Below are 26,655 nucleotides of genomic sequence, written 5' to 3' on the forward strand. Positions count from 1 at the left end.
CCCCCCGCGGCGGCGCGGGGATTTCGCCCCCGCCGTCCCTACCTGTCCCATCCCCAGGGGCTGCACCCCTTCGATCCCCGCCAAAGCCCCCGCCAAAGCCCCCGTCAAAGACTCGGGGCTCTGCCCCGGACCCCGTTCGTGCAGTTCCCCGCGCCCCTTATGGGGGCGGCTTCGCCTGCCACCGCAAGCCGAGTAGCAGCAGGCTCGTGAAGTCCCGTGCCCACTCCTCGTCCGCCGGCTCCGCGCTCACCAACGTGCGGTGGACCACCGCGCCGGCCACGACGTCGAAGATGAGGTCGACGGTGCGGGAGGCGGTGGTGGGGTCGGGCTCCGGGGGGAGTTCGCCGCGGGTCAGGGCGCGGGCGCGGCCCTCCAGGACGAGGCGTTTCTGGCGGTCGACGATGGACGCGCGGATACGTTCCCGGAGGGCGTCGTCACGGGTCGACTCGGCGATGACCGCCATGAGGCCGCTCTTGGCCTCCGGGCGGGCCAGGATCGCGGCGAACTGGAGCACCACGCCTTCGATGTCGGCCGCCAGGCTGCCCCGGTCGGGGAGACGGAGTGCGTCGAAGAGTTCCGCCACCGCGTCCACGACGAGTTCGTTCTTGCCCGCCCAGCGGCGGTAGAGGGTCGTTTTCGCGACGCCGGCCCGCGTGGCCACGTCGCCCAGTGTCAGCTTCGACCAGCCGAGGTCGACCAGCGCCTCCCGGGTCGCCGCCAGGATCGCGGCGTCCGTGGCGGCGCTGCGCGGGCGGCCACCCGTGGCGCGGGAGGCGGGGATGCGGCTCTGCATCCGCCGACCATATCCGGCCGTTCCCGAAGTCCTCGGTGGCGTCGTGAGGCAGATCACCGGGGAGTGGGTAGTGAGGGGTACAGAGAGCCGCCCGGGGCGGTTACGCTACGACTCGTAGCGAAAGCCTGGGGTGGATGCCTGGCTCTCGGGACGTTTTTCACGTGCGTGCTCGGAAGGGGGAGGATGTACTCATGCAGCCACGGAACATGTCCATGAGCGGAGTCGTCGACCTCGCCGCGGTGAAGGCGGCCCAGGAGGCCAAGTCGAAGGCGGAGCAGGCGCGCGCCGAAACTGCCCGGCAGGGCGGGGGAGGAGCGGTCTCCCCGGCGGACCTGGTCATCGATGTCGATGAGGCCGGGTTCGAGAGCGAGGTCCTGCAGCGGTCCACCGAAGTGCCCGTCGTCATCGACTTCTGGGCCGAGTGGTGCCAGCCCTGCAAGCAGCTCAGCCCGGTGCTGGAGCGGCTCGCCGTCGAGTACAACGGCAAGTTCGTCCTCGCCAAGATCGATGTCGACGCCAACCAGATGTTGATGCAGCAGTTCGGGATCCAGGGGATTCCGGCTGTTTTCGCCGTTGTCGCCGGGCAGGCGCTGCCCCTCTTCCAGGGGGCCGCCCCCGAGCAGCAGATCCGCTCGACCCTCGACCAGCTCGTGCAGGTCGCCGAGGAGCGCTTCGGGCTCACCGGCCTCGTGGTGGACCCGGACGCCGAGTCCGGCGCCCCCGTCGAGGCGGCCCCGCAGATCCCGGTGGGCCCGTACGACCACCTGCTCGAAGCCGCCGTACACGCCCTGGACGCGGGCGACTTCGGCGGTGCGGTGCAGGCGTACAAGAACGTGCTGAGCGATGACCCGGGCAACATCGAGGCCAAACTGGGCCTCGCGCAGGCCGAGTTGCTGCAGCGTGTGCAGGGGGCCGACCCGCAGGACGTGCGCAAGGCGGCCGCCGAGAACCCGGGCGACTCGCAGGCGCAGATCGCGGCGGCGGACCTCGACCTCGTCGGCGGACATGTGGAGGACGCGTTCGGTCGACTCATCGACACGGTGCGGCGCACGGCGGGGGACGACCGGGACGCCGTACGGCTGCGTCTGCTGGAGCTCTTCGAGGTGGTCGGCGGCGACGATCCGCGGGTGGCCGCGGCGCGGCGGGCGCTGGCGCGAGCGCTGTTCTGACCCGCCCGTGAACCATTGCCTCGGCTGAGCGTCGGCTGTGGCGGGTGAGGGCTCGGAACTTCCGGGACCGCCCGGTCCCGGAGTACCGGGACGCATGTTGCGCGAGTGAGAGATTTGGCGACACAGCGACACCGCGGCCGCGCTTTACCAAATCTTGGTAAACGCGGCCGCTGTTACTGGCAGTAAGAGAAAGTCGTCGATCTGTCGGACTCTGTCCAACTGTCAACCGATGTGTCGCCTCACTCGACGCCACCCAGGGTCGCTGGCCGATGCCGATGGGTCGTTGTTCGGTTATCCGTCCGTTACTAGCCAGTAACGACCCCCCTTGCGGGGGCGGCGAGAATGCACCACGATCGGCGACGCTCGGTCCTGTCCGTACCCCGCCAACCAGTCGGGTCAACGGTTTTCTGGGTCCCCACCGAGTAGAGCGGGCGACAGTGGCGCCTGCTCTTGGGCAGGGGGGTCTCCGCTCAACGGCGGAGCCTGTCCAGCAGGTTGTGCGTGATGCGTGTCAGGCGCGACCAGTGGTTGTCGCTCGGGGGTGATCGCCGGTGATTCGGGCGCTTTTGTGCCACCGAGCGCGGGCGCTCTCCTTCCCGAGGACGTAGCACTTCTCCCATCCCTGCCCGGCCGAGCCGCCGCCAAGGGGCGAGCCGGTGCCAGGAGATGTACGTCCGAGAAGGAGGAAATATGGAGTCCCAGGTGCGTGGCGGGACCAGATGGAAGCGCTTCGCTGTGGTCATGGTGCCCAGCGTCGCCGCTACAGCAGCGATAGGTGTCGCCCTGGCTCAGGGTGCTCTCGCGGCGTCGTTCAGCGTGTCGGGCCAGTCGTTCAAGGTGACGGCTGACCAGCTCGACGGTACGGGCTTCTCGCAGTACGGAGCGCTCGACGAGGGCTACACCCTCAAGGGCGAGAAGACGGTTCACCCCGTCGCCGTTTCGGCGTTCAAGTCCGCGACGATCACCAACATGTGCCAGTCGGTCGTCACCCCGGGCGTCCCGTTCCTCGGTAGCGTCAGCCTCAAGCTGACCGCCGGTACGGGTGGCAAGAAGGTCGAGGCCGAGAACCTCTACATCGACGTCGAGGACCTCTCGGCGGATGCTGTCTTCCGCGGCATCGACATCGGTGTGGCGGCCAAGGACGCCAAAAAGGGTCCGGGCATGAAGGGCGGCGCTGAGCAGGCCAACCCCTACGGGTTCGCCCAGCAGGCCGACTCGGCCACGCTGACCGATGTGAAGCAGACGGCGTGGGCCACCACTGCCGGAACCTTCAAGCTGAGCAATCTGAAGATGTCGCTTCACAAGGGCACCGTGGAGTGCTACTAGGCACTCCCTGGGCGGGTGAGGGGGCCTGTGCTTCTTCGCCCGCCCGTCCCTCTCGCCGTGCGCTCCGCCGCGCACGCGCACTCCGTACGTGAATTCCGTGCGCGCGCTTCGTACGTGTCGTACGTGAACTTGTCACAGCAACACCGTTCCAGGGAGCTGTTGTCCATGAGCGCCGAGTCAACGGGGCAGAACGAAGATTATCTCCGCGTCCTCCGGCGGCGCTTCAGCGACTGGAGGGGCAGTCGTCCCTTCTGGGCGGGCCTGTTGGTACTGCTCAGCGGCTTCCCGATCATGTACTTCCCGTACGCGAATCTGCAGATAGGCCACCTCTCGCTCACCATGGCGACGACGGGCGGCTCGGGCTCCCTCATCATCGGCGTGCTGCTGGTGGTGCTCGGGGTCAGCCTGTGGTTCCAGCGGCATGTACGCACCTTCGCCGGTACGGCGGCGATCCTCCTGGCGCTCGTGTCCATCCCCGTCTCCAACCTCGGAGGCTTCGGCTTCGGATTCCTGCTCGCGCTGATCGGCGGTGCGCTGGCCATCGCCTGGGCGCCCGGTCACGACGAGGCGCCGGTGCCGTCCACCTACCGGACCCCGGCACAGACCCGGGCTGCTCAGGACGCGGCTGCTCAGGACACGGCTCCCCAGGACACGACTTCTCAGCACACGGCACAGCAAGGTGCGGTCCCCCTGCACAAGGGCGACGCCCCGGAACCCGCGGGAGCGGGTTCGGTGAACGGGACGGCGAACGGCGAGGGCGACGACCTGTCAGGTACCACCCCCAGGAACGGGACGAACGGGAGGCACAGTGCCGGCTGACGAGGTGACCCACGGGACTTCGGTGGGAGAGTCCCGTGCGAGATCCGGACCGCGGCACGCGGCACCCAAGAAGCCCCTTCTCACCCGGCTGAACATGCCGGCGGGCAAGGCGATAGCCCTGGCGGCTATGCCGACGGCGGTCCTCATGGGCATGGGCTTCACGCCCACCCTCGCCGTGGCCGAGGACCCCGCGACGTTGAGTCTGACGGCCGACGAGTACAAGGACTGCGTGGAGGCCCTGGAGGCCGCCGAGGAGGGGACGGACACGTCCGCCTCGCCGACCCCGACGCCGTCCGCCTCCGCCTCGGAGAGCGCCGACTCCTCGGACGAGCCGAAGGACGAGGACACGTCCTCCGACGACTCCTCGGACGACTCCGCCTCCGACGACACGTCCTCGGACGACTCCTCTTCGTCGGATTCAGGTTCCGACGACAAGGACACGGACCCGGCGGACGACTCCACGTCGACCGACACCGCCGACAAGACCGCCACCGACGCCACGGCCACGCCGTCGGCCGCCGCCTCGGAGAGCACGGGCGACGGCAACGTCCTGGAGGACATCGGCAGCGCGCTCGAGGACGTGTTCACGCCGGACGACGAGGAGACGGAGAGCACCACGCCGTCCGAGTCCACCAGCCCGTCCCCGTCGCCCTCGGCCTCGGAGGACGCCTCCGGCACGGACGAGGAGACGGACTCGGGTACGGACGCGGGCAAGGACGCGCAGGACACCGTCGACGTCACGGACAAGGTCAAGGACGCCGCTAAGGACGTCACTGAGACCGCCGAGGACACCGAGGACGAGGACACCACCGCCGACGCCACCGCGACGCCGAGCCCGTCTCCGAGCGAGAGCACGGACCTGGACGACTGCTTCGTCGCCGAGGACGACGAGAGCGGCGTCGAGAAGGGCATCCCGGCGCTGCCCGACGACCCCTGGTACCTGAACGCCAGCTCGCTGCTGCTGAAGGGCGCCGACTACAAGGGCGTCGTCAAGGTGAAGACCGCCGACGGCACGGTCAAGGAGGTGTTGAAGTACGTCATCTCCGACGGCACCGACATAGGCGACCTCCACCAGACGGTCGATGACAAGCAGGCCGGCGTGACCTATCACGTGCAGGCCGGCAAGGGCACGACGTCCACGATCCGCGACGGCCAGACGGTCATGTACACCGAGAGCATCTCCGGCAACCTGCTCGGTCTGATCCCGGTGACCTTCGACCCGAAGCACCCGCCGCCGCTGAACATCCCGCTGATCTACTTCACGAAGGTGACGGTCGTCCAGGCGGGCCAGTTCGGCGGGACACTCACCGTGCCGGGGCTGCACCAGTACACGACCGACTGATCGGCCGGTCTGCACGGAGCACTCACAGGACCCGTCCGGGAGCCGCACATACCGAGGGCGCCCCCTGTTTCCAGGGGGCGCCCTCGGTGCTGTCCTACGCCTCTACGGCCGCGTCAGTCGCGGGCGCCGCCGCCCAGGTGGTGCACCCGGACCATGTTCGTGGTGCCCGGGACACCGGGGGGCGAGCCGGCGGTGATGACCGCGATGTCGCCCTCCTGGAAGCGCTTGAGCTTGACCATCTCCTGGTCGACCAGGTCGACCATCTCGTCGGTGCTGTTCACGAACGGCACGACGTGCGACTCGACACCCCAGCTGAGCGCCAGCTGGTTACGGGTGGACTCGTCCGTGGTGAACGCGACGATCGGCTGGGACGCGCGGTAGCGGGACAGCCGGCGGGCGGTGTCGCCGGACTGCGTGAAGGCCACCAGGGCCCGGCCGCCGAGGAAGTCGGCGATCTCGCAGGCGGCACGGGCGATCGAACCACCCTGCGTACGCGGCTTCTTGCCCGGCACGAGCGGCTGCAGACCCTTGGAGAGGAGCTCCTGTTCGGCCGCGGTGACGATCTTCGACATCGTCCGGACCGTCTCCAGCGGGTATGCGCCCACGCTGGACTCCGCCGACAGCATGACCGCGTCCGCGCCGTCCAGGATCGCGTTGGCGACGTCGGACGCCTCGGCGCGTGTGGGGCGGGAGTTGGTGATCATCGACTCCATCATCTGGGTCGCCACGATCACCGGCTTGGCGTTGCGGCGGCACAGCTCGATGAGCCGCTTCTGCACCATGGGGACCTTCTCGAGCGGGTACTCGACGGCCAGGTCGCCACGGGCGACCATCACGCCGTCGAACGCCATCACGACGTCCTCCATGTTCTCGACGGCCTGCGGCTTCTCCACCTTGGCGATGACGGGGACCCGGCGGCCCACCTCGTCCATCACCTTGTGGACGTCCCGCACGTCCTCGGCGTCCCGCACGAAGGACAGCGCCACCAGGTCGCAGCCCATCCGCAGCGCGAACCGCAGGTCCTCGACGTCCTTCTCGGACAGCGCCGGCACGTTGACGGCCGCGCCGGGCAGGTTGATGCCCTTGTGGTCCGAGATGACACCGCCCTCGATGACCTCGGTCCGCACCTGCGGGCCGTCGACCTCGATGACCTTCAGCTCGACGTTGCCGTCGTTGATGAGGATCTGGTCGCCGGGGGAGACGTCACCGGGCAGCCCCTTGTACGTCGTACCGCAGATCTGCTTGTCGCCCGGCACGTCCTCGGCGGTGATGGTGAACGCGTCACCGCGCACCAGCTCCACGGGACCCTCGGCGAAGGTCTCCAGGCGGATCTTCGGGCCCTGCAGGTCGGCGAGGACACCGATGGCCTTGCCGGTCTCGGCGGAAGCGGCCCGGACCCGGTCGTAGCGACCCTGGTGTTCGGCGTGACTGCCGTGGCTGAAATTGAAACGGGCCACGTTCATGCCGGCCTCGATGAGGGCGACCAGTTGCTCGTGGGAGTCGACCGCGGGGCCGAGAGTACAGACGATTTTCGAACGGCGCATGGGACGATCCTATCGGTTTGTTTCGCTACGGAATATTCCGTCAGGTGGAATATGCACATGGGCGGCTATGCGCTCAGTCGTGTTACCGGCGTGTATTGCTCAGCTGTTCTGTTCTTTGCTCAGTTGTTCTTTCCGAGGCTCATGTGTGGCTCATGTGTGGCTCATATACGGTTCAGGCGTTCTTTCCGACCAGGGCGTACGTCTGGGCCGCGATCTCCAGTTCCTCGTCCGTCGGCACCACCGCGACCGCGACCCGCGCGCCGGCCGGCGAGATCAGCCGCGGCTCACCACTCCGTACGGCGTTCAGCTCGGCGTCGACCGCGAGGCCCAGCCCCTCCAGGCCCGCCACGGCGGCCGCCCGCACGGGCGCCGCGTTCTCGCCGACACCCGCGGTGAACGCGACCGCGTCCACCCGGCCGAGCACCGCGTAGTAGGCGCCGATGTACTTCTTCAGACGGTGAATGTAGATGTCGAAGGCCAGCTTCGCCCGCTCGTCGCCCTCGTCGATTCGTCGGCGTATTTCCCGCATGTCGTTGTCGCCGCACAGCCCGATCAGACCGCTCTTCTTGTTGAGGAGAGTGTCGATCTCGTCCGTGGACATTCCGCCAACGCGCATCAAATGAAAGATGACGGCCGGGTCCATGTCTCCGGACCGCGTACCCATCACGAGCCCCTCCAAAGGCGTCAGCCCCATGGAGGTGTCCACACACCGGCCGCCCTCGACCGCCGAGGCGGACGCCCCGTTGCCGAGGTGCAGCACGATCACGTTGACGTCCTCGGGTGCCTTGCCCAGCAGCTCGGCGGTCGCCCGGGAGACGTACGCGTGCGAGGTGCCGTGGAAGCCGTAGCGCCGGATGCGGTGCGCGTCGGCGGTCTCCACGTCGATCGCGTAGCGGGCGGCGGACTCCGGCATCGTCGTGTGGAACGCGGTGTCGAAGACGGCGACCTGGGGAAGGTCGGGCCGCAGTGCCTGGGCCGTGCGGATGCCGGTCAGGTTGGCCGGGTTGTGCAGCGGCGCCACCGGGATCAGGCGCTCGATCTCGGCGAGCACGGCGTCGTCGACGACGGTCGGATGCGTGAAGCTCTGCCCGCCGTGCACCACCCGGTGCCCGATGGCGGCCAGCTCGGGGGAGTCGAGGCCGAGTCCGTCCGCGGCCAGCTCCGCGGCGACGGCCTTCAGGGCGGCCTCGTGGTCGGCGATCGGCTCGGTGCGTTCGCGGGAGGCTCCCCCGTCGGTGAGCGGGGTGTGCTTCAGCCGGGAGCTCTCCTCACCGATCCGCTCGACCAGCCCCACGGCCAGCCGGCTGCTGTCGCGCATGTCGAGCAACTGGTACTTCACCGAGGAGGAGCCGGAGTTGAGGACGAGTACGCGGGTGGCGGTCACGGTTGGCTTCCTGACGAGATTCACCGGGCGGGAGTCTGGGCCTGGATCGCCGTGATGGCGACCGTGGTGACGATGTCCTGGACGAGCGCGCCCCGGGACAGGTCGTTGACCGGCTTGCGCAGACCCTGCAGGACCGGCCCGACCGCGAGCGCGCCGGCCGACCGCTGCACGGCCTTGTAGGTGTTGTTGCCGGTGTTGAGGTCCGGGAAGATCAACACCGTTGCCTGGCCCGCGACTTCGGAGTCCGGCAGCTTGGTCGCCGCGACACTCGGCTCGACGGCGGCGTCGTACTGGATCGGTCCCTCGATCAGCAGATCGGGCCGCTGGGAACGCACGATCTCGGTGGCTTCCCGCACCTTGTCGACGTCGGCGCCCGAGCCGGACGTACCCGTGGAGTACGACAGCATCGCGATCCGCGGTTCGACCCCGAACCGCCGGGCGGTCGCGGCGGACTGGATGGCGATGTCGGCGAGCTGCTCGGCGTTCGGGTCCGGGTTGACCGCGCAGTCCCCGTACACCAGCACCTTGTCGGCGAGGCACATGAAGAAGACGGACGAGACGATGTCGGCGTCCGGCTTGGTCTTGATGATCTCGAAGGCGGGCCGGATGGTGGCGGCGGTGGAGTGCACGGACCCCGACACCATGCCGTCGGCGAGCCCCTCCTGGACCATCAGCGTGCCGAAGTAGTTCACATCGGACACCACGTCGTACGCCAGCTCCATGCTGACGTTCTTGTGGGCACGGAACTGGGCGTACTTCTCGGCGAACATGTCCCGCCACGTCGAGGTCGCCGGGTCCACCAGCTGGCTGTTGCCGAGGTCGATGCCCAGGTCGGCGGACTTCTTGCGGATCTGCTCGACGGGCCCGAGGAGAGTGAGGTCGCAGACCCCGCGCCGCAGCAGTACCTCGGCGGCGTGCAGGACGCGCTCCTCGGTGCCTTCGGGGAGGACGACGCGACGCTTCTCGGAGCGGGCCTGTTCGAGGAGCGTGTGCTCGAACATCATCGGCGTGATGCGGTCGCTGCTCGGCGCGGAGACCCGGCCCCGCAGCTCGGTGGTGTCGACGTACCGCTCGAAGAGCCCGAGCGCGGTCTCCGCCTTGCGCGGGGTCGCCGCGCTCAACTTCCCCTCCATCGAGAAGAGTTCGGAGGCGGTGAGGAACGAGCCGGTCTCGACGGCGACGACGGGCGTGCCGGGCGCGAGGCGGGCGGCGAGAGTGAGGACCTCGTCGCTGGGCCGCTCGTTGAGGGTGAGCAGCACGCCGGCGATCGGCGGGGTGCCGGCGCTGTGGGCGGCGAGGGCGCCGACGACGAGGTCCGCGCGGTCGCCGGGGGTGACGACCAGACAGCCCGGGGTCAGGGCGTTGAGGAAGTTCGGCAGCATGGCCCCGCCGAAGACGAAGTTCAGCGCGTCGCGCGCGAGCCCCGAGTCGTCGCCGAGGAGGACCTTGCCGCCGAGGGCGTGGGTGATCTGGGCGACGGTGGGCGCGGAGAGCGCGGGCTCGTCGGGGACGATGTAACAGGGCACGGGGAGCGGCAGCCGGGAGTCCCCGAGCCGCTCGGCTATCTCGGCGCGGTCGGCGGGCGCGACCCGATTGACGACCATGGCGAGGACGTCACAGCCGAGCCCCTCGTACGCGCGGTACGCGTTGTGCGTCTCGGCGGCGACCGACTCGGCGTTCTGCTTGCGCCCGCCGACGACGGAGATGACGGAGGCGCCGAACTCGTTGGCGAGCCGGGCGTTGAGGGAGAGCTCGTCCGGGAACTGGGTGTCGGCGAAGTCGGTCCCCAGGACAAGGACGACGTCGTAGTCACGCGCGACGGCATGGAACCGGTCGACGAGCGTGGATACGAGTTCGTCCGTGCCGTGTTCGGCCTGGAGGGTGGACGCCTCGTGGTAGTCCATGCCGTACACGGTCGCCGGGTCCTGGGTGAGCCGATAGCGGGCACGCAGCAGGTCGAAGAGCCGGTCCGGGCCGTGGTGCAGCAGCGGCCGGAACACCCCCACCCGGTCGACCTGGCGGGTCAGGAGCTCCATGACCCCCAGCTCGACGACCTGGCGGCCGTCGCCGCGGTCGATCCCGGTCACGTACACGCTGCGCGTCACGTGTGCTCTCCGTTTCATGTGGGACGTGTAGGACGTGTGGTTCGGTAGGTCGGGTTCGGTCGGCGGGGGTGAAAATCACCGTCGCGGCGGACAGAAACCCTCTTGACAGTACCTCTGACCATGGATAAGGCGCCCATCAGCCAGGAGTGGTGCCGGGCGGGGGCGGACGGGCGCGGCAACCCCCTGGGAGCCGTGAAACAATCGGACTGGCTCACAAGTATCAGCACCGATCAGGATGATCAGGACGAGCAGGAGACACAGCACGATGCGTATCGGAGTTCTCACCGCAGGCGGCGACTGTCCGGGCCTGAACGCAGTGATCCGGTCGGTCGTGCACCGAGCGGTCGCCCAGTACGGCGACGAGGTCATCGGCTTCGAGGACGGCTACGCCGGTCTCCTCGACGGCCGCTACCGCAACCTCGACCTGGAGTCCGTCAGCGGCATCCTGGCCCGCGGCGGCACCATCCTCGGCTCCTCCCGCCTCCAGCGCGACCGCCTCCGCGAGGCCTGCGAGAACGCGCAGGACATGGCGCACCAGTTCGGTATCGACGTACTGATCCCGATCGGCGGCGAGGGCACGCTGACGGCGGCGCGCATGCTGTCGGACGCGGGCCTGCCGGTGGTCGGCGTCCCGAAGACCATCGACAACGACATCTCGTCGACGGACCGGACGTTCGGCTTCGACACGGCGGTAGGGGTCGCGACCGAGGCGATGGACCGCCTGAAGACGACCGCCGAGTCCCACCAGCGGGTGATGGTGGTCGAGGTCATGGGCCGGCACGCGGGCTGGATCGCGCTGGAGTCCGGGATGGCGGCGGGCGCGCACGGCATCTGCCTGCCCGAGCGCGCGTTCGACCCGGCCAGCCTGGTGAAGATGGTCGAGGAGCGGTTCGCGCGCGGCAAGAAGTTCGCGGTGATCTGTGTCGCGGAGGGCGCTCACCCCGCCGAGGGTTCCATGGACTACGGCCACGGCGAGATCGACCAGTTCGGCCACGAGCGCTTCCAGGGCATCGGCGCGGCGTTGGCGTACGAGCTGGAGCGGCGCCTCGGCAAGGAGGCCAAGCCCGTCATTCTCGGTCACATCCAGCGGGGCGGCACCCCGACCGCCTACGACAGGGTGCTCGCCACGCGCTTCGGCTGGCACGCGGTCGAGGCCGCGCACCGGGCCGACTTCGGCCGGATGACCGCGCTGCGCGGCACCGATGTGGTGATGGTGCCGCTGGCGGAGGCGGTGACCGAGCTGAAGACGGTGCCGAAGGATCGGATGGATGAGGCGGAGTCGGTGTTCTAGGGTTCCGGGGCTTTCCGGGAGGTTTTCCTAGTACGTCGTCGTTCGCTGGACCAGTGACCAGAAGTGGTCGACGATCCCGTCCAGGTAGTCGCGGCCGACGTCGCCCGAGTCGGTCGCGGCGGTGCCGTTGGCCCAGGTGAGGGTGGCGGCCATGAGTCCCTGGTAGTCGGTGTGCATCTCCCGGAGGACGTCCTCCAGGAGGCGCCGGTCGAGGTGTCTGTCGAGGGACAGCAGCTTGGCGGTCGGGCGTGCGTGGGCCTGCCAGCGGGTGGTCACCGCGCTGTGGAGCAGTTCCCTGAGCTTCGCCTCGCGTCCCGTGACGACGACGAGTTCGGGGAGCGAGAGGTCGAGTACGACGGCGAGGGCGGCGGACTGGCGGTCGGTGCCGCGCCACTCCTCGCTCTCCTCCATCTGGAGATACGCGGAGAGTTCGAGTCCGACCGCGCGGGCGATGTCCTCGGCGGCGATCCCACGGACCATGCGGTGCTCGCGCAATGTCCTGGGCGTGCCGATGAGTTCGCCGGGTGAGCACCACAACACACCTGTGAGCGCGGTGAGTTCGGGGCTGGTTGGCGCGATCGTGCCGCGTTCCCAGGCGGCGACCAGGTCCGGGGTGACGTACGGGAGTCCGTACGAGGAGCGCATTCCGTGGGCGACGTGCTCGGGCCCCATACCGAGGGCGATACGGAGTTTCCGCGCGGCGGGGGCGTTGAAGGGCGGGGTGGGGGCGGCGGCGGTCTGTGGGTCCGGGTACAGCTGCTGGGGCTGCCGTTCGTGGGCTGAGCGTCGGTGCACGGGCACAACGTAGGGGTGGGGGAATGCGGTGACTACGCACTGTTCGGCCACAATCACGGATTGTAGGAAGCTACGGTTTCTGTGATCTGTGTGATCTGAGTGGCCTGGGTGCGGATGCCAGGGTAGAGATGACCGCATGACGAAGCTGGATGGGCACATACGTGAGCGCCTACTGGCGCCGAATTTCTGGCACTTGGCAACCGTGGGGGCGGATGGGGCCCCTCAGGTGTCACCCATGTGGGTGGACATCGAGGCCGACGGAGACGGTGGCGGCGAGTACGTCATGGTCAACACGTCGGTCGGGCGGGTGAAGGAGGAGAACCTGCGGCGCAACCCCCTGGTGTCCTTGTCCCATCACGACCCCCAGAACCCCTACGACCGGGCCGAGATCCGGGGGCGGGTGGTGCGGTTCGTGGAGGGGGAGGAGGCGGAGCGCGCCATGGACCGGCTCACCCAGAAGTACATCGGGGAGGACCGCTATCCGTGGCTGCTCCCCGGGGAACGGCGCCTGATGATCCTTATCGAGCCGGTGCGGGTGCGGCGGGTTGTGGGGGTGGAGCCGTTCCGGGCGGGGGTTCTACCGGAGGGGTGAGGGCCGGGGGTGACGTGTGGCGGGGGTCGGCTACGGGAGGTGGCCGGCCTTGTCTCACGCAGGTACGGGAGTTGCTCCGTACGCCGTGCCGCCCTCTCACCCCTTGACCGCCCCACCCAAAGCAAACCCCCCACCCAACCGCCTGGCCACCCCCACATACAGCAGAATCACCGGCGTCGAATAGATCACCGAGAACGCCGCCAGTTGCCCATAAATCACCGTCCCCCGGTTCCCGAAGAACTCATTGATGCTCACCGCCGCCGGCATCTGCTCCGGTGTGAGCAGCAGCATGAACGGGACGAAGAAGTTCCCCCACATCATCACGAACGAGAAGACGGTCACCACCGCGACGCCCGGCCCCATCAGCGGCAGCACAACCCGCACCAGCGACTGAAGCGACGACGCGCCGTCCGTCCACGCCGCCTCCTCCAGTTCCTTCGGCACCCCGTCCATGAAGTTCTTCATCAGCCAGATCGCGAACGGCAATTGGGACGCGGCGAAGAAGAAGATCGTGCCCTGCATGGTGTCGATCAGGTTCACCTGGACGAAGAGCGCGTACACCGGCACCATGATCGCTGTGATCGGCAGGCTCGTCGCGAAGAGGATCGTGAGGAGGAAAGGGCGGTTCAGGCGGGACCGAAATCTCGACAGCGGATAGGCCGCCAGCGCTGCGCACACCACCGTCAACGCAGTCCCTCCGCCGCACAGCAGCAGGCTGTTGAGCAGCGGCGTGAAGGTGATTTCCGGGGTCAGGACGGCGTCGAAGTTGTCCAGGGTCACGCCGTCCGGGAGTTTCACCGTCAGGTTCGCCTGTGGGTCCACCGACGAGAGGATCACCCAGGCCAGCGGGAGGACGAAGGTCGCGGCCACGGCGAGGAGGCCCGCGTCGGCGGCCAGGCGGTGGCGGACCGTGCGGCGGGAGGCGGAAGTTCGGGATTTCACGGGCACGAAACTCACACCTCCGTTCGCAGCAGCCGCAGGTAGATCACCGAGAACAGCGAACCCACCACCAGCAGCAACAGCGCCACCGCCGTGCCGTATCCGATCATGCTTTTCTGGAAAGCCTCCTCGTACATGAACAAGGGGAGCGTTTGGCTTTTGCCGCCCGGGCCACCCCTCGTCATCACCCAGATCAGGCCGAAGACGGACAGTGTCTGAAGCGTGATGAGCATCAGATTCGTGCCGATCGAGCGGCGGATCATCGGGAGCGTGATGTGCCACATGCGGCGCCAGCCGCCCGCACCGTCCACCTCCGCCGCTTCCGTGATGTCCTTCGGGATTTCGTTCAGGGCTGCTGAATAGACCAGCATCGAGAAGGCTGTGCCCCGCCAGACGTTCGCGAACGACACCGCCAGGATCGGGAGCGTGTACAGCCAGTTCTGGGTGGGGAGATGGAGCCAGTCCAGGACGGCGTTCAGGGTGCCCTCGCGACGGAAGAAGGCGTAGAGGAGGAAGCCGGCGACCACCTCCGGGAGTACCCATGCAGTGACGACGATTCCGCCCACCAGCGTGCGGACGGGTTTTGAGGCCCGTTGCATCAGGGCCGCCAGAGCCAGGCCCAGCGTGTTCTGGCCGAGCAGGGCCGATACCACCGTGAAGACCAGGGTCAGCCAGACCGCGTTGAGGAAGGCCTCGTCGCCGAATGCCGTGCGGAAGTTCTCGAAGCCGATGAAGGAGTCCTCGGCCTGGCCGGTGAGTTGGAGGTCGGTGAAGGCGATGTACGCGCAGTAGGCGATCGGCCCGGCGAGGAAGAGGAGCAGGAGGACGGTGGCGGGGGTGAGGGGGAGGACTCGGGTGAGAGAGCGGACCGTGGGATGGGGCGTCCTCGCTGCCGGCCTCGTCATGAGCGGGGGCTCACTCTTCAATCACCTGGTCGTCCGTGGCCGTTTTCAGTTCCTCGTCGTAGTTCTTCGCCGCCTCCGCCACTGACGCGTCGCCCGTCGTCACGGATTCCATCGCCTCCTGGATGGCAGTGGAGACCTTGGGATACGCCGGGTACGCGGGGCGGTAGTGCGTGCTCGACACCAGGTCGGTGAAGAACTTGATGCCGGGCTGGGCCTCCGCGTAGGCGGGGTCGGACGCCACGTCCTCGCGGACCGCGATTCCGGAGCTGGCGATGTACCACTTCTGGGCGTTCGCCTTCGACTGCATCGTCTCGATGAACTCGAAGGCGAGGTCGGGGTTGCCGGCCTTGTCCGGGATGGCCCAGGTCCAGCCGCCGGACATGCTCACCTTGCCGGGGGACTGGCCGTTCTGGGTGGGCATGTGGGCGAGGCCGAGTTTCTCCGACCACTCCGGCCATGCGTGGCCGCTGCCGGGCAGCCAGTCCTGGGGGAGCCAGGAGCCGTCGAGGTTGATGCCGAGTTTGCCTTCGGGGAGGAGTTCACCGCGGACTCGGGTCGAGATGTTGGGGTCGAGGGCGTCGGAGACTTCCGGGCCGAGTTGCTCCTTGTAGACCGCTTCCACGAAGGTGAGGGCATCCTTGAAGCCCTGCGTGCCGGCCTTCCACTTCTTCGACTTCTCGTCGTACAGAGGATCGCTCGCACCGGCGGCCGTGGCGTCCTCCGTGCCGTAGAGGAGCATTTCGAAGCCCTGCATGGTGGCGGCCTCGCCCGCCGGCTTGCCCGTGTAGACGTTCAGGGGGATGACGTCGGGGACTTTCTGTTTGATCGTGCGGGCTGCCGTGAGGATGTCGGCCCAGGTCTTCGGCTGCCAGTCAGCCGGCAGACCCGCCTTCTCGAAGATCGCCTTGTCGAACCACAGGCCGCGCGTGTCCGTGCCGTCCGGAATGCCGTACGTCTTGCCGTCCTCGGCCTTCGCCGCGGTCTTGGCCGTGTCGATGAACTGGTCCCAGTCCTTCCAGTCGGCCAAGTAGTCGTCGAGGGGTTTCAGATAGCCGCTCATGATGTCCGAGTTGATGAGGAACGTGTCCTCGTAGACGAGGTCCGGGGCCGTCTTCGGGGAGCGGAGCATTTGCTGGACCTTGGTGTAGTACTCCGAGTCCGGGGCCTTGATCGGGACGAGTTTCACCTTCTTGCCCGGATTCGCCTTCTCGAACTGCTTCTTCACGTCGGCGAGGAAGGTGTCCATCACGCGGACCTGGTTGTCCGTGGACTGTTTGTAGGAGACCTCCACCGTGTCCGGGTCGCTGCCGGAGCCGTTGCCGCAGGCGGTGAGTGCGCCGGGGGCGGTGATCGCCAGGGCTGCGGTGAGGAGGAGGCGGAGGTGGGATCGGCGGGGGTGGGGTGCGGTGGGGCGCACGGGCACGACCTCCTGCTGGCTACGTCGTTGTGGCCTGGGTGGGTGCCCGGTGACGGTACGAGGAGTGGTCTAGTCAGGTCAATGTGTCTGCACCGAACACAGGCTGCGTTGTCGCCCTGCCCCCGACCCGCCCGCCCGAAGGGACCACCGTGCCGGAGTCCGCCGACCGAGTCGATCGTGACGTCACGGTCGCGCAGTTGTTGATCGCCGAGTATCCGAGTGTCAAGGACGAGCAGAAGACGCGTATCGGGTTCCGGGACAATCTGCTGTACGTCACCCTCACCGTCCTCGCGGCCGTCATCGCCGCGTCCGCGCAGGCCGAGCAGCCCGCCATGCTGCTCGCGCTGCCGCCTGTGTGTGTCGTGCTCGGGTGGACCTACCTCGTCAACGACGAGAAGATCTCCGCGATCGGGGCGTATGTGCGGGGGACCTCGGGCCGCGGCTCGCTCACCTCGCCGGTGCGGAGAAGGTTTTCGACTGGGAAGTGGCACACCGTGCCGACGCGCGGAGGCGCACCCGTAAAGCCATACAGTACGGATCGATCTGCTCGCCTTCTGCGTCGTCCCGCTCGCCGGGCTGCTCGTCTACCGGGCGAGCGGCAGGACCAGCCCCGGGCTGGTCGCCCTCTCCGTCGTCGAGGCGCTCATGACCGTCGGGCTCGGCGTCCAGGTCGTGGTCTACGCCCGGCCCTTCGGCCGACCGGCCCGCCAGCCCGATGACCCCGCCTGACTGACCCGCCTGACTGACCCGCCTGACTGACCCGCCCGACGGACCTCTTCCTACTGCCCCTTCACCCACCGATACTGCAGCTCCGGCCGCCCCACCTGCCCGTACTGCGGACTCCGTGCCGCCCGCCCGGCATCCACCAGGTGCTCCAAATACCGGCGGGCAGTGATCCGCGAGATGCCGACCGCCTCTGCGACCCCGGCCGCCGTCAGGCCCTCGCCCGAGTCCCGCAGGGCCACCGTCACCCGCTCCAGCGTCGGCGCGCTCAACCCTTTCGGCAGGGCCGCCGGCCCAGGCGCCCGCAGGGTCGCCAGCGCCCGGTCCACCTCGTCCTGGCCGCTCGCCTCGCCGGCCGCCGCGTGGAACTCGGCGTACCTCACCAGCCGGTCCCGCAACGTCGCGAAGGTGAACGGCTTCAGTACGTACTGCACCACCCCCAGCGACACGCCCTCCCGCACCACCGTCAGGTCCCGCGCCGACGTCACCGCTATCACGTCCGCGTGGTGGCCGGCCGCCCGCAGGGACCGGGCCAGTTGCAGGCCGTGTACGTCCGGCAGGTGGAGGTCCAGCAGCAACAGGTCCACCGGCATGCGGTCCAGCGCGCGCCGCGCCTCCGCGCCCGTGTGGGCCTTGCCGACGGCCGTGAAGCCGGGGACGCGGCCGACGTACATCATGTGTGCGTCGGCGGCCACGGGGTCGTCCTCGACGACCAGGACTCTGATGGGATCGGCACCGGTCATACGTCGTCGCCTCCAGCCACAGCGGCCCGAGGGGCCTGGACGGCCTGAACCGTCTTGTCGGTACCGGTCGTGTTGTCGGTACCGGTCGTGCGCAGCGGCAGGCGCACCTCGAACTGTGCCCCACCCCCTGCCGCCTCCGACACGGTCAGTGTGCCCTCGTGACGGCGGGCGGTCTGCCGTACGAGTGCCAGGCCCAGCCCCCGTCCGCCCGGCCCCGCCGGCTTCGTAGAGAAGCCGCGCTCGAAGACGGCCTCCGCGTGGGCCGGGTCCACTCCGGTGCCCGTGTCCGACACCCTCAGCACCAACAAGGAGTCCTCCGCCGGTACGTCCGCGTCATCCAGTGCATCCGACTCATCCGTGTACGCCGTCACCGTCACCCGCGCCCCCACCGACCCCTGCGCCGCGTCCACCGCGTTGTCGATCAGGTTGCCCAGGACCGTGACCAGGTCACGGGCGGGAAGGCACTCCGGGAGGAGGCCGTCGTCGATGCGGCTGTCCTCGGACACCACCAGCTCGACGCCCCGCTCGTTCGCCTGGGCGGCCTTGCCCAGCAGCAGGGCGGCGAGCACCGGTTCGCTCACCGCCGCCACGACCTTGTCCGTCAGGGCCTGCGCCAGCTCCAGTTCCGCCGTCGCGAAGTCGATCGCCTCGTCCGAGCGGCCCAGCTCGATGAGCGAGACAACCGTGTGGAGGCGGTTCGCGGCCTCGTGCGCCTGGGAGCGCAGCGCCTGTGTGAAGCCGCGTTCGGAGTTCAGCTCGCCCGTGAGGGACTGGAGTTCCGTCACGTCCCGAAGCGTGACCACCGTGCCGCGGCGCTGGCCGCCCGACACCGGGGAGGTGTTCACGACCAGCACCCGTTCGGCGGTGAGGAGCACCTCGTTCACCCGTGGCTCGGAGGAGAGCAGGGCGCCCGTCAACGGCGCCGGCAGGCCCAGGTCCGCCACCGAGCGGTCGACCACGTCGTCCGTCACCCCCAGCAGCTCCCGCGCCCCGTCGTTGATGAGCGCCACCCGGTACTGGCCGTCGAGCATCAGCAGGCCCTCGCGTACGGCGTGCAGGGCCGCCTGGTGGTAGTCGTGCATATTGCTCAGCTCGGCGGTGTTCATGTTGTGCGTGTGGCGGCGGAGGCGGGCATTGACGATGTAGGTGCCCATGCCGCCGAGTGCCAGGGCACCGGCGGCAACGCCCACGAGGCCCGTGAGCTGCCCCTGGACGCGGTCGCTGATCGCCTGGACCCTGATGCCGGCGCTGACCAGGCCGATGACCTCGCCGTTCTCCATGACCGGGATGACCGCGCGGACCGACGGGCCGAGCGTGCCGGTGAAGGTCTCGGTGAAGGACTCGCCGTTCTGGGCCTTCTCTATGTGGCCGAGGAAGTGCTCGCCGATCCGGTCCGGGTTGGGGTGCGTCAAGCGGATGCCGTCGCGGGTCATGATCGTGACGAAGTCGACGCCGGCGTGCCGCTGCGCCTCCGTGGCGTACGGCTGGAGTTGCTCGGTCGGTTCGGGCGTCCGGATCGCCGCGCGGACCGAGGGGGCGTCGGCGACCGCGGCCGCCACGGCCATGGCCTGGCGGCCCGCCGCCTCCTGCGCCTGGGTACGGTCGCTGACGTACGTGAACAGCGCGCACCCGGCCACGACGGCCGCGATCAGCACCGCCTGTACGGCGAAGAGCTGGCCGGCCAGGCTGCGGGGACGGAGACGGGGCGTGACGCGCATGGCAACAGTCTGCCTCGACGGGTTGGCGTGAACTAAATGAACGGAAGGGTGACCGCCCTCACAGGGCAGGGGATAGTCACCCCATCGACTCGTCCAGCACATGGACACCGACAGGGAGTACGACTCCCGCCCCGGGACCCCACAACCCGAGCCGCCGGGAGCCCGTCTCCCACCACCGGGAGGCACCTCTCCCACCACTGGGAGCCTGTCTCCCCGCACCGGGAGCCCTCGGCTCCCACCGCCGGAAGCCGCCAAGTTTCCGGCCCGGAAGCCCGTCGGCTTCCACCGCCGGGAGCCCCGGCTCCCACACCCCCCGGGAGCCCCGCTCCCACCGCCGGCAGTCCCCCAGCTACCGGCTCCGGGAGCCCGCCGGCTCCCGACCCCGGGAGCCGGTCTCCCACCCCGGGAACCCGCCGGTTCCCACCCCGGGAGATCGTCTCCCGAATTCCCCCGGACGTGAGCCGCACGCCGGAACAGCGAGCCGACGATGTCGTCGACGAGGAGGGCAGCCGTGGCCAGCAGCACCCATACGGCACCTACCGCACCCGCCAAGCGGGACCGCACGCACTACCTGTACATCGCCGTGATCGTGGCTGTGGCCCTCGGCATCGCCGTGGGTCTCATCGCCCCCGACTTCGCCGTCGAGCTGAAGCCCATCGGCACCGGCTTCGTGGCCCTGATCAAGATGATGATCTCGCCGATCATCTTCTGCACGATCGTGCTGGGCATCGGCTCCGTACGGAAGGCCGCGAAGGTCGGCGCGGTGGGCGGTATCGCCCTCGCCTACTTCACGGTGATGTCGCTGGTCGCCCTCAGCATCGGCCTGGTCGTCGGCAACATCGTCGAGCCGGGCACCGGCCTCGCGGTCACCGACGCCATCAAGGAGACCGGTCAGGCGCAGGTGTCGGCCGAGGCCAAGGACACCACCGAGTTCCTGCTGGGCATCATCCCGACGACGATCGTCTCCGCCTTCACCGGCGGCGAGGTCCTCCAGACGCTGCTCGTCGCCCTGCTCGCCGGCTTCGCGCTGCAGGCCATGGGTGACTCCGGTCAGCCGATCCTGCGCGGTGTCGAGCACATCCAGCGCCTCGTCTTCCGCATCCTCGCGATGGTGATGTGGGCCGCCCCGATCGGTGCCTTCGGTGCCATCGCGGCCGTGACCGGTTCCGCGGGCATCGACGCCCTGAAGAGCCTCGCCGTGCTGATGCTCGGCTTCTACATCACCTGCTTCCTCTTCGTCTTCATCGTGCTCGGCGCGCTGCTTCGGGTCGTCGCGGGCATGAACATCCTCACGCTCTTCAAGTACCTGGGCCGTGAGTTCCTGCTGATCCTGTCCACCTCCTCCTCCGAGTCGGCGCTGCCGCGCCTCATCGCGAAGATGGAGCACCTGGGCGTCAGCAAGCCCGTCGTCGGTATCACCGTCCCGACCGGCTACTCCTTCAACCTCGACGGCACCATGATCTACATGACCATGGCGTCCCTGTTCATCGCCGACGCCATGGGTACGCCGATGTCGGTCGGCGAGCAGATCCCGCTGCTGCTCTTCCTGCTGGTCGCCTCCAAGGGCGCGGCGGGTGTCACCGGCGCCGGTCTCGCGACCCTCGCGGGTGGGCTGCAGTCCCACAAGCCGGCCCTGGTGGACGGTATCGGCCTCATCGTCGGCATCGACCGCTTCATGAGCGAGGCCCGCGCCCTCACCAACTTCGCGGGCAACGCGGTCGCCACGGTCCTCATCGGTACCTGGACCAAGGAGATCGACAAGGAGCGCGTGAACGAGGTTCTCGCCGGGCAGCTGCCGTTCGACGAGAAGACGCTGCTGGATGACGGGCACGGCTCCGCGGCGGCGCCTGCGGCTGAGCCTGACGGTGAGAAGGAACTCGCCAAGGCGTGAGGCTCCGCCTGGAAGCGCCGGGGAACTGTCGGCCCTCTTGCAGCCGCCGGTCGAGTGTGGCTGGTCGCGCAGTTCCCCGCGCTCCTGGAGGGCCTGCGGCCCTCCTCCCCAGCGCCGTACGGCCGGGTCCTCCCCCGTAGACCCGGCCGTACGGCCCACCAAGCCGGACAACCGAGCGAAACAACTGAACAAGCTCCCCGAACACCGAGCGGCCAGGTCCTCCCCCTATAGACCTGGCCGCTCGGCTTTTGCCGTCTCCCGCCTCGCCCTTTCCTTGACGTCGGCGTCAAGGAATACGGTCTTCGTATGCGCATCGGTGAGCTGGCGGCACGGGCCGGAACGACGACACGGGCGTTGCGGTACTACGAGGCGCGGGGGCTGTTGTCCGCGCGGCGGACCGGGAACGGGTACCGGACGTACGACGAGGACGATCTGAAGCTGTTGCGGCAGATCCGGACCCTGCAGGACTTCGGGTTCGACCTGGAGGAGACGCGGCCGTTCGTGGAGTGTCTGCGGGCGGGGCATCCGGAAGGTGACTCGTGCCCGGCGTCGCTGGCGGTGTACCGGCGGAAGCTGGACGAACTCGACGCGTTGATCGGCGAGTTGGCGGCGGTGCGGGCCCAGGTGGGCGAGCAGTTGACGCGGGCGGAGCTGGCGCGGGAGCGGCTGGCGGCCGAGGCGGAGGTTCCGGGGGGTCCGGAGCCGGGGTGTGAGCTGGGAGGCGGGGAGCTGTGATCAGGGCGGCGGGTGTGGCCGAGGTGACGGACGCGGACTTCGAGGCGGAGGTGATCGGGGCGGAGCTGCCGGTGCTCGTGGAGTTCACGGCCGACTGGTGTCCGCCGTGCCGGCAGATGGGGCCGGTGCTCAGTGCCCTCGCCGCGGAGGAGGGGGAGCGGCTGAAGGTGGTGCAGCTGGACGTGGACACCAATCCGGAGACCACCAACGCGTACAAGGTCCTGTCGATGCCGACCTTCATGGTGTTCCGGGGCGGTGAGCCGGTGAAGGCCATGGTGGGAGCGCGGCCCAAGCGGCGGCTGCTGGAGGAACTGGACGACGTGCTCTGACGCCCGGATGAGAAAAGCCCCCGAGCAATTGTGCTCGGGGGCTTTTCCTGCGTATATTTAATGGTTCGCGACTTCAAGAAGATTGGGTCGCAAAGAAGTTCAGTGAGCACAGTATATCCGGGCGGGAGTGGAATTGTCAAACACCGGCTTTTCGCAAGATGAATTGCGGCGCGAGCAGGAATTCATCGACGGGTTGTACGCCCGCGTGGACGCCCTGCGCGGTGCGACCGAGGGTTCGGTCACGGACGCGCTCGCCCAGGGCAACACGCCCATGCAGGCCCGGCTGGAGCGGGACATCCTCGTCGCCGAGCGCTCGGGGCTGCTGGCCGCGCTGAACGCCGTCGACGGTTCGCTCTGTTTCGGTCGGCTCGACCTCGCCGACGGGGGCGTCCACCACATCGGCCGGATCGGACTGCGGGAGGACGACACCGAGCTCACCCCGATACTGATCGACTGGCGCGCCGACGTCGCCCGCCCCTTCTACCTCGCCACCGGCCACACCCCGATGGGCCTGCGCCGCCGCCGGCACCTCACCACCGAGGACCGCCGGGTCACCGCCCTGCACGACGAGATCCTCGACCTCGGCGACGAGACCCGCACCGGGTACGAGGACCCCACCGGCGACGCCGTTCTGCTGGCCGCCCTCAACTCCGCCCGCACCGGCCGCATGGGCGACATCGTGCAGACCATCCAGGCCGAGCAGGACCGCATCATCCGCGCCCCGCACCAGGGGGTGATGGTCGTGGAGGGCGGCCCCGGAACGGGCAAGACCGCTGTCGCTCTGCACCGGGCCGCCTACCTCCTCTACGAGCAGCGCGAACTGCTCGCCAAGCGCGCCGTCCTCATCGTCGGCCCCAACCCCGCCTTCCTCGGCTACATCGGCGAGGTGCTGCCCTCGCTGGGCGAGACGGGTGTGCTGCTGTCCACCGTCGGCGAGCTGTTCCCCGGCGTACGGGCGACCGCGGCCGACACCCCGGCGGCGGCCCGGGTGAAGGGCGGCGCCGCCATGGCCGACGTGCTCGCGACCGTCGTACGGGACCGGCAGACGCTGCCCGACCCGGTGATCGCCATCGAACACGACCGGGAGATCCTGATGCTCGACGACGACCTGGTACGGGTCGCCCGCGAGCGCACCCGCGAGGCGAAGCTCCCGCACAACGCGGCCCGCGAGCACTTCGAGGGCTACATCCTCAACACCCTCACGGAGATGGTCGCCGAGCGCATCGGCACCGACCCCTACGACGGCGCCAACCTCCTCGACGCCAGTGACATCACCCAGATCCGCGACGAACTGGCCGAGAACCCCGAGGTCTGGTCCGCCATCGGCCGGCTGTGGCCCCGGATCACCCCGCGCCGTCTGATCGCCGACTTCCTCGCCGAGCCGGACGCGTACCTGTCGAAGGAGGACGCCGACGCCGTACGCCGTCCGGTCACGCGGGCGTGGACCGTCGCCGACGTACCCCTGCTCGACGAGGCCGCCGAACTCCTCGGCGAGGACGACCGGCTGGCCCGGGCCCGGGCCGAGCGCGAGCGGGAGACCCAGATCGCGTACGCGCAGGGCGTGCTGGAGGTGTCGTACGCATCCCGGACATACGAGTTCGAGGACAAGGAGGACAGCGACCCCGACGGTTCGGAGGTGCTGTCCGCGCACGACATCATCGACGCCGAGCGGTTCGCGGAGCGGCACGAGGAGGACGACCACCGCAGCGCCGCCGAGCGGGCGGCTGCCGACCGGACCTGGGCGTTCGGGCACATCATCGTCGACGAGGCGCAGGAACTGTCGCCGATGGCCTGGCGGCTGCTGATGCGCCGCTCGCCGACCCGCTCGATGACCCTCGTCGGCGACCCGGCCCAGACGGCGGAGGCCGCGGGCGTCGGCTCCTGGGCCGACATCCTCGCCCCGTACGTCGAGGACCGCTGGGAACACACCCGGCTCGGCGTCAACTACCGCACTCCCGCCGAGATCATGGCGGTCGCGGCCGGTGTCGTACGCGCCGAGCGGCCGGACTTCGAGCCGCCCAGCTCCGTGCGGTCGACGGGCGTACGGCCCTGGGCGCGCCGCGCGGCGGCGAAGGAACTGCCCGCGCAGGTGGCCAAGGCGGCGGCCGAACTGACCCCCGCCGAGGGGCGGCTCGCGGTGATCGCGCCGCGCGAGCTGCACCGGGCGCTCGCGGCCCGGCTGGACGGGGTGACGGCGGGCGCGGAACCCGACCTGACCAGGACCGTCGTCCTCCTCGACCCCCGGCAGGCCAAGGGCCTGGAGTTCGACTCCGTCCTCGTCGTCGAGCCGGGGCGCTTCGGCACGAGTGACCTGTACGTCGCGCTGACGCGGGCGACCCAGGCGCTCGGCGTGGTGCACACGGAGGAACTGCCTCAGGCGCTGGGGGAGTTGTCGGCGGTTGGCCTGAAGTAGCCGGGCGGTGCCCTGCCGGGCGTCGCCCGGCGGGCCGCTGTCCTCGGCACCGTCACCACAGGTGCAACAGGGATCACCAAGCCGTAACAGTTCCCGTCATCGTCACTGCTCGTGCTTGCTTCATGCGGTATGCGTGTCGGTCATGGAAACACATCCGTTCGCGGCCGCTCCGGCCGGCAGCCCCGGCCTGGAATCGCTGCCCGTGGAGCCGTTGCTGACCTCGGAGTTCGATGTGGACCCGGGCAGCGTCTACGAGCGACTGCGGAGTACGTACGGCCCCGTGGCACCGGTGGGGCTGATGGGGGTGCCGGCGTGGCTGGTTCTCGACTACCGCGAGGTGCTGGAGGTCCTGCGCAACGAGAGCGTCTGGCGGCGCGACGTACGGCACTGGCGGGCCCGGGCGCAGGGGCGGCTGCCGAAGGACTGGCCGCTCCTCGCCGGGTACGAGGTCCGGCAGACCATGTTCTTCGACGACGAGGAACACCGGCACGCCCGGCTGAGCTACCACTCGGCGATGCGGCCCTTCCAGGACGGGCACTCCCCCGAGGGCTGGGAGCTGCGGGCGGCCGTCGCGCGGTACGCCGACGAGCTGATCGCCATGCTCGCTGCCGAGTCCGGGACCAACGGGTTCGCCGATCTCGCGGCGCAGTACACCCGGCCGTTGCTCCTCATGGTCACGACCAAGCTGTTCGGCTGTCCCGTCGAACTCGGCGACGAGATGGTCATGGACCTGTGGCGGATGCTGGACGGCGGGCCGGACGCCGGGCCGGCGACCGGGCGGGCGCTGGACGCGATGACCCGGCTGGCGGCTCATCGGCGGTGGCGTCCCGGCGAGGACCTGACCTCCTACATGCTGCTGTCCGATCCCTCGCTGAGCGACGAACAGCTCGGCCGCGAGCTGTTCATGAACGCGGTCTATCTGAACGACATCACCGGGAACATGGTCTGCAACACCATCCTGGAGGTGCTGCGGGGCAATGCGACCGTCCGGCGGAGCCTGTCCGACGGGCAGCTCGGGGAGACCGTGAACCGTGCGGCGCTGGTGAATCCGCCGACGGCCAACCTCTGCTTCCGGTTCGCGGCGCGTGATGTGCGACTCGGGAACTTCTGGATCCGGGCCGGGGACATCGTGTCGCCGTCCGTCGCGGCCGCGCACCGGGATCTGCTGGAGATCGGGTCGTCCCACATCGTCGACTCCACCATCAGTACGCGGGCGCATCTCGCGTGGGGGGCCGGGCCGCACCAGTGCCCCAGCCCTGCGCGCGAGCTCGCGGGGACGATCGTCACGACCGCGGTCGGGCGCGTCTTCGACCACTTCGCTCGCGCGGAACTCACGTTGCCGCCGGATCAGTTGCCGTGGCGGTCGGGGCCGGTGGTGCGGGGGCTGCGGTTGTTGCCGGTCCGCTATGAACTGAGCGCCCACAGCACGGCGAGGGTGCCGGCTGCTCGGCGGGGGGACGAGGTCGCGCCGCCGGTGGCACCGAGTGCCGGGCCGGCGGTGGGGGAGCGGTCGGGGAGTGGGTTGCTGGGGGCGTTGCGGCGGATGATGTTCGGGGGGCGTAAGGGCGGCTGACGGCGCCCGGGTGCCTTTTCGCCCCCGCCGCCCCTACCCGTCCCATCCCCATGGGCGCTGCCCCTTCCACCCCGAGGGGTGGGTTCTTTGGCTGTGGGTGGGTGGGGGC

At 69.2% G+C, this 26,655-nt stretch carries 21 protein-coding genes and 1 pseudogene; 12 read left to right on the forward strand and 10 right to left on the reverse strand.

Annotation, left to right across the window (positions count from 1 at the left end; all coding sequences use genetic code 11):
- Positions 1-157 precede the first annotated feature (157 nt).
- Positions 158-793 carry a TetR/AcrR family transcriptional regulator gene (locus ACFU53_RS23165; protein ID WP_383995467.1) on the reverse strand — a complete coding sequence of 212 codons (636 nt, stop codon included), beginning with the start codon at positions 791-793 and terminating at the stop codon, positions 158-160.
- Positions 794-984: 191 nt separating this feature from the next.
- Between ACFU53_RS23165 and ACFU53_RS23170 the strand changes: the two genes are divergently transcribed.
- The 4 genes from ACFU53_RS23170 (at position 985) to ACFU53_RS23185 (ending at position 5,449) form a co-directional block, all read left to right on the forward strand.
- Positions 985-1,962 (forward strand): tetratricopeptide repeat protein, encoded by a 978-nt coding sequence (locus ACFU53_RS23170; protein ID WP_383995470.1) that lies wholly within the window; start codon positions 985-987, stop codon positions 1,960-1,962.
- Positions 1,963-2,652: 690 nt separating this feature from the next.
- The gene (locus ACFU53_RS23175; RefSeq protein ID WP_383995473.1) at positions 2,653-3,288 is read left to right on the forward strand and encodes a DUF6230 family protein; all 636 of its coding nucleotides are present in this window, start codon (positions 2,653-2,655) and stop codon (positions 3,286-3,288) included.
- A gap of 165 nt (positions 3,289-3,453) precedes the next feature.
- On the forward strand, positions 3,454-4,107 hold the full coding sequence (locus ACFU53_RS23180; protein ID WP_383995476.1) for a DUF6114 domain-containing protein: 654 nt from the start codon (positions 3,454-3,456) through the stop codon (positions 4,105-4,107).
- Positions 4,097-5,449: a hypothetical protein gene (locus tag ACFU53_RS23185; RefSeq protein WP_383995479.1), complete on the forward strand. Its 1,353-nt coding sequence runs from the start codon at positions 4,097-4,099 to the stop codon at positions 5,447-5,449. The genes ACFU53_RS23180 and ACFU53_RS23185 overlap by 11 nt, the downstream gene beginning before the upstream one ends.
- 113 nt (positions 5,450-5,562) lie before the next feature.
- Here the strand turns inward: ACFU53_RS23185 and pyk are convergent, their stop codons facing one another.
- The 3 genes from pyk to pta form a co-directional block, all read right to left on the reverse strand.
- Positions 5,563-6,993, reverse strand: coding sequence for a pyruvate kinase (gene pyk, locus ACFU53_RS23190; RefSeq protein WP_383995482.1), 1,431 nt, complete (start codon positions 6,991-6,993; stop codon positions 5,563-5,565).
- Between the two features lie 172 nt (positions 6,994-7,165).
- Complete coding sequence (locus ACFU53_RS23195; RefSeq protein WP_383995485.1) at positions 7,166-8,377, reverse strand: acetate kinase; 1,212 nt, start codon at positions 8,375-8,377, stop codon at positions 7,166-7,168.
- A 20-nt stretch (positions 8,378-8,397) separates the two neighbouring features.
- Entirely contained in the window at positions 8,398-10,482 is a 2,085-nt protein-coding gene (gene pta / locus ACFU53_RS23200) for a phosphate acetyltransferase (RefSeq protein ID WP_383995488.1), read from the reverse strand.
- A gap of 265 nt (positions 10,483-10,747) precedes the next feature.
- On the opposite strand from pta, the gene ACFU53_RS23205 reads away from it, so the two are divergent.
- On the forward strand, positions 10,748-11,773 hold the full coding sequence (locus tag ACFU53_RS23205) for an ATP-dependent 6-phosphofructokinase (protein WP_383995491.1): 1,026 nt from the start codon (positions 10,748-10,750) through the stop codon (positions 11,771-11,773).
- A gap of 27 nt (positions 11,774-11,800) precedes the next feature.
- Here the strand turns inward: ACFU53_RS23205 and ACFU53_RS23210 are convergent, their stop codons facing one another.
- The gene (locus ACFU53_RS23210) at positions 11,801-12,568 is read right to left on the reverse strand and encodes a helix-turn-helix domain-containing protein (protein ID WP_383995494.1); all 768 of its coding nucleotides are present in this window, start codon (positions 12,566-12,568) and stop codon (positions 11,801-11,803) included.
- Positions 12,569-12,704: 136 nt separating this feature from the next.
- On the opposite strand from ACFU53_RS23210, the gene ACFU53_RS23215 reads away from it, so the two are divergent.
- The gene (locus tag ACFU53_RS23215) at positions 12,705-13,160 is read left to right on the forward strand and encodes a PPOX class F420-dependent oxidoreductase (protein WP_383995497.1); all 456 of its coding nucleotides are present in this window, start codon (positions 12,705-12,707) and stop codon (positions 13,158-13,160) included.
- A gap of 96 nt (positions 13,161-13,256) precedes the next feature.
- On the opposite strand, the gene ACFU53_RS23220 is transcribed toward ACFU53_RS23215, so the two are convergent.
- Genes ACFU53_RS23220 through ACFU53_RS23230 form a run of 3 tightly spaced genes read right to left on the reverse strand, consistent with a single transcriptional unit; the run spans position 13,257 to position 16,421 of the window.
- Positions 13,257-14,108 carry a carbohydrate ABC transporter permease gene (locus ACFU53_RS23220; protein ID WP_383995501.1) on the reverse strand — a complete coding sequence of 284 codons (852 nt, stop codon included), beginning with the start codon at positions 14,106-14,108 and terminating at the stop codon, positions 13,257-13,259.
- Positions 14,109-14,113: 5 nt separating this feature from the next.
- Positions 14,114-15,004, reverse strand: coding sequence for a carbohydrate ABC transporter permease (locus tag ACFU53_RS23225; RefSeq protein WP_383995504.1), 891 nt, complete (start codon positions 15,002-15,004; stop codon positions 14,114-14,116).
- 10 nt (positions 15,005-15,014) lie between these two features.
- Positions 15,015-16,421, reverse strand: coding sequence for an extracellular solute-binding protein (locus ACFU53_RS23230; protein ID WP_383995507.1), 1,407 nt, complete (start codon positions 16,419-16,421; stop codon positions 15,015-15,017).
- A gap of 149 nt (positions 16,422-16,570) precedes the next feature.
- On the opposite strand from ACFU53_RS23230, the pseudogene ACFU53_RS23235 reads away from it, so the two are divergent.
- Positions 16,571-17,150: pseudogene (locus tag ACFU53_RS23235) on the forward strand (hypothetical protein).
- A 50-nt stretch (positions 17,151-17,200) separates the two neighbouring features.
- Here ACFU53_RS23235 and ACFU53_RS23240 read toward each other — a convergent pair.
- The gene (locus ACFU53_RS23240) at positions 17,201-17,887 is read right to left on the reverse strand and encodes a response regulator (RefSeq protein ID WP_383995510.1); all 687 of its coding nucleotides are present in this window, start codon (positions 17,885-17,887) and stop codon (positions 17,201-17,203) included.
- On the reverse strand, positions 17,884-19,605 hold the full coding sequence (locus tag ACFU53_RS23245) for an ATP-binding protein (protein ID WP_383995513.1): 1,722 nt from the start codon (positions 19,603-19,605) through the stop codon (positions 17,884-17,886). Before ACFU53_RS23245 ends, ACFU53_RS23240 begins: the two co-directional genes overlap by 4 nt.
- A 487-nt stretch (positions 19,606-20,092) precedes the next feature.
- Here ACFU53_RS23245 and ACFU53_RS23250 point away from each other — a divergent pair, with 487 nt between their 5' ends.
- From ACFU53_RS23250 to ACFU53_RS23270, 5 genes are all read left to right on the forward strand, one after another.
- The gene (locus ACFU53_RS23250; protein WP_383995516.1) at positions 20,093-21,496 is read left to right on the forward strand and encodes a cation:dicarboxylate symporter family transporter; all 1,404 of its coding nucleotides are present in this window, start codon (positions 20,093-20,095) and stop codon (positions 21,494-21,496) included.
- A 306-nt stretch (positions 21,497-21,802) separates the two neighbouring features.
- On the forward strand, positions 21,803-22,231 hold the full coding sequence (locus ACFU53_RS23255; RefSeq protein WP_383995519.1) for a MerR family transcriptional regulator: 429 nt from the start codon (positions 21,803-21,805) through the stop codon (positions 22,229-22,231).
- A gap of 14 nt (positions 22,232-22,245) precedes the next feature.
- Positions 22,246-22,560, forward strand: a complete 315-nt coding sequence (locus ACFU53_RS23260; RefSeq protein ID WP_383995521.1) for a thioredoxin family protein — start codon at positions 22,246-22,248, stop codon at positions 22,558-22,560.
- A gap of 163 nt (positions 22,561-22,723) precedes the next feature.
- Positions 22,724-24,973, forward strand: a complete 2,250-nt coding sequence (locus tag ACFU53_RS23265; protein ID WP_383995524.1) for a HelD family protein — start codon at positions 22,724-22,726, stop codon at positions 24,971-24,973.
- A gap of 142 nt (positions 24,974-25,115) precedes the next feature.
- The gene (locus ACFU53_RS23270; protein WP_383995527.1) at positions 25,116-26,546 is read left to right on the forward strand and encodes a cytochrome; all 1,431 of its coding nucleotides are present in this window, start codon (positions 25,116-25,118) and stop codon (positions 26,544-26,546) included.
- The last annotated feature ends 109 nt before the right edge of the window (positions 26,547-26,655 follow it).

The organism is Streptomyces sp. NPDC057474 (genome assembly GCF_042802555.1).
Classification (GTDB): Bacteria; Actinomycetota; Actinomycetes; order Streptomycetales; family Streptomycetaceae; genus Streptomyces.